2 protein-coding genes are annotated in these 2,801 nt (G+C 41.6%); both read right to left on the bottom strand.

Going from position 1 to position 2,801, the window contains the following annotated elements:
* Positions 1-75: 75 nt before the first annotated feature.
* Positions 76-777: a hypothetical protein gene (locus tag IEY42_RS21850; protein ID WP_188927282.1), complete on the bottom strand. Its 702-nt coding sequence runs from the start codon at positions 775-777 to the stop codon at positions 76-78.
* Between the two features lie 207 nt (positions 778-984).
* On the bottom strand, positions 985-2,523 hold the full coding sequence (locus IEY42_RS21845; protein WP_188927281.1) for a transposase: 1,539 nt from the start codon (positions 2,521-2,523) through the stop codon (positions 985-987).
* Positions 2,524-2,801 lie beyond the last annotated feature (278 nt).

Below are 2,801 nucleotides of genomic sequence, written 5' to 3'. Positions count from 1 at the left end.
TGCGGAGCCGCATGCAGGGTGGTGTGGGGGCTGGAGGCTAGATACCTCCGGCTACCCGATTAGGTGATTTACTTGCTAGATACATATGCTACCTATTGCATCGACATAAGTGAGTTTTGTGATTTCAGAATTTTCATCCAGAGTTGGCTTAACTAGTATTTTTGCTACGCACCCACCACAAAATAGCTCACCTACACCTATAAGATACCCGTTCATAGTCTCTTCAACGGAGTTGACAGAATTAACACCGAACATTTTACGGTGCCAGTCCGGTAAGTTTTCGATGCCTCGTTCTTCAAATGCCAAAATCACCTTGAGCGCCTTTTCGTAGCGCAGCATACCAGCATTAAAATATATATCTTTGTATTGATGCTTCCAGTTTGACTTCATAGGCTGGCAAGCAAGGCCGCCTTTAACTGGGCCGCATGATGCTGTTTTCAGGTTTACTCGGTTAGGCTCATTTGTTTTACCCAAAAAAACTATTGATGTTGCTCCGCTCATAATCGAGTTAGAACAGAGTGATAGACGCTCGTCGGAGTCTTCAATTCCTTTTAATGCAGAGCGAATATCTTTTTCCCTGTAAGTATACATACCTTTGCCATCACCAATCATCTCCTCGACATCAATGTCAGCCCATTCGGGATCATTTCTGAACCGTTCTTTTTCCGCATCGATTTCCTCTTGCGTAAGTGGAGATGCTGGAATAAAGATTGATTCACTATGACTGGCACACCCAAAGAGGGAGAAAGCTAGTATTGATATTAGTATGATGCGCATATTCACCTAACGAGCCTGTAGAATTACTCGTTTTTAAATTTATTTTGATTAATGAATAAACAATATCTGAGTTTATATTTTGATTCAATTATTTAGTGGTGTTTAGATTATTATTTAGCATGCAGTTTTGTTGATATTTTTAGTGTGCTTTAGGGGGTATTGAGGCCGGTTTGTAGCGTTTTTTGAGGTAAAAAGGGCTTCCCCTTCTTAGTGCATCGTGTGTTGCAACTTTTCTATGTTATGAACAAGGCAGTACAGTTGCCACTGGGCATTCACTTTGGCTTGGCCACGTAAGGTCAATTTATTCATCCCTTTGTTGACCGTAATATTGCCAAATACCGGTTCGATACAGCCCAGTCGTTTGCTATATTGCCGCCGCCCCATTGGGCTGTCTATTTTCACTTTCATCTTGTCGGTGTAACTCAGTTTTTTCCGTGAGGCATCATTTTTAAACTGCACTTGCCGACCCGTTTTTATCGGCGGTTTTCGCATGCATTGCTGTTGCAACGGACAAGTTTTACAATCTTTTAAATAACCACAGAATCGAGTGTATTCTTGGTGATAACTTTTGACATTGATGCCGCTTCGCCACATCTCATTGCCTGCCGGACATCGGCAAGTTTGCGTTGCTTCGTCATAATGAAAATCATCTGAAGTAAACAATCGAGGCTTGCCATTACGTCGTTTTAATCTGCGTTTTTCTTGCTCGGTTTCGTAAGTTTCACTTTCTTGAAACAACGGGTTTCGTTTTCTAAATTGATTGTCTGCGATGTAGGTATCAAAGCCACTTTGTGCCATAAATGCCAGATTAGCTTCACTGTTAAAGCCACTGTCTGCGGTAAATTTTATGGTGTGCTCGCTTGAGGGGTTAACAGGATTGAGCTTATCGAGTTGTTGTTTTAATTGCGTGACTGCTGGCTGGAGTGTTTGCTGCTCACCGACCGAACCCCACGTTTGTGCTTGTAAGATAATTTGATGTTTATCATCGTTTATCGCAATACCATTGTAGCCTTGAATGGTGCCCTTGGATGTGGTCATCTTTGCACTGTCAGGGTCGGTGATATTGCTTTTCACAGGCTTACCTTGGCTGCCTATTTTTTCTTGGTGTGATGCGAGGTATGCCGTGATTTTATCCGCACTTTTATCTAACTTTCTTTTTTGGTTTAAGTCTTGTGTGACGAGTTCTTCACTCAACCCATCTTGCGCTTGATGACGCTCAATAATGCGTTTACTTGCCCGTTCTAGTTTTGCTTTTTTACGGCCAAGTTCATCAAATGTACCACTCCATTCTTTGCTCGCATTTGACTTTAACTTACAACCATCGATGGCAAACATATTGCGGCCAATGAGCCCTTCTTCATCACAAATCAGCAGCACTTGAGTAAATAAGGGTTCTATTTGTTCATGCATTTTAGCCACAAAACCCGCTATCGATGTGTAATGTGGCTGTACATCACCCGACAAGCTCATGAACAAAATATTGTTTTCACACGCCTTAGCAATGCGTCGACTGCTAATTAACCCATGCGCATACCCGAGTAAAATAATTTTGAGCATCACTGCTGGTGAATACGCTGCCGCCCCCGTTTTATCATTGTGATACCAAGCATCAAACCCCGATAAATCGAGTTTATTTTCGATAATATAACAAAGGGCATACTCGAATGTGCCAGGCAAAATTTGCTCTGAAAAATTGATGGGAATGAATTTACTTTGGCAGGATAAGTCAGGCTTGTAGTTGGCCATAACAATTTACTGTAGGTGAATAATATCTATTAGATCACAGGCATCGACACACCGCAAGCTCAAAAAACAACCAATTTGTTTTTTAGTAAATAGACGTTAAAAACGTCTATTTTGGAGAAATTCTACAGCCTCAACGCCCAAATAATGGGCAAAAATTAGTTGCCTAAAATGTTGAGGAACGAAAACAGCCAACTGATTTTTGTCCCTATTTATTTGCTTGATACTCATTGAGCCCCCTCCCTAGCAAGCCGCATCAGCGGTATGCTTAAGGTGACTAA

The sequence above is a fragment of the Shewanella algicola genome (assembly GCF_014648035.1).
Lineage (GTDB): Bacteria > Pseudomonadota > Gammaproteobacteria > Enterobacterales > Shewanellaceae > Shewanella > Shewanella algicola.
The sequence above is the reverse complement of the archived record's forward strand: the minus strand, read 5'-3'. Positions and strand labels throughout refer to the sequence as shown.

Bases quoted from the DNA above. Each gene is read 5' to 3' on its own strand.
- IEY42_RS21850 (WP_188927282.1), bottom strand. From the start codon at position 777: ATGCGCATCATACTAATATCAATACTAGCTTTCTCCCTCTTTGGGTGT.
- IEY42_RS21845 (WP_188927281.1), bottom strand. From the start codon at position 2,523: ATGGCCAACTACAAGCCTGACTTATCCTGCCAAAGTAAATTCATTCCC.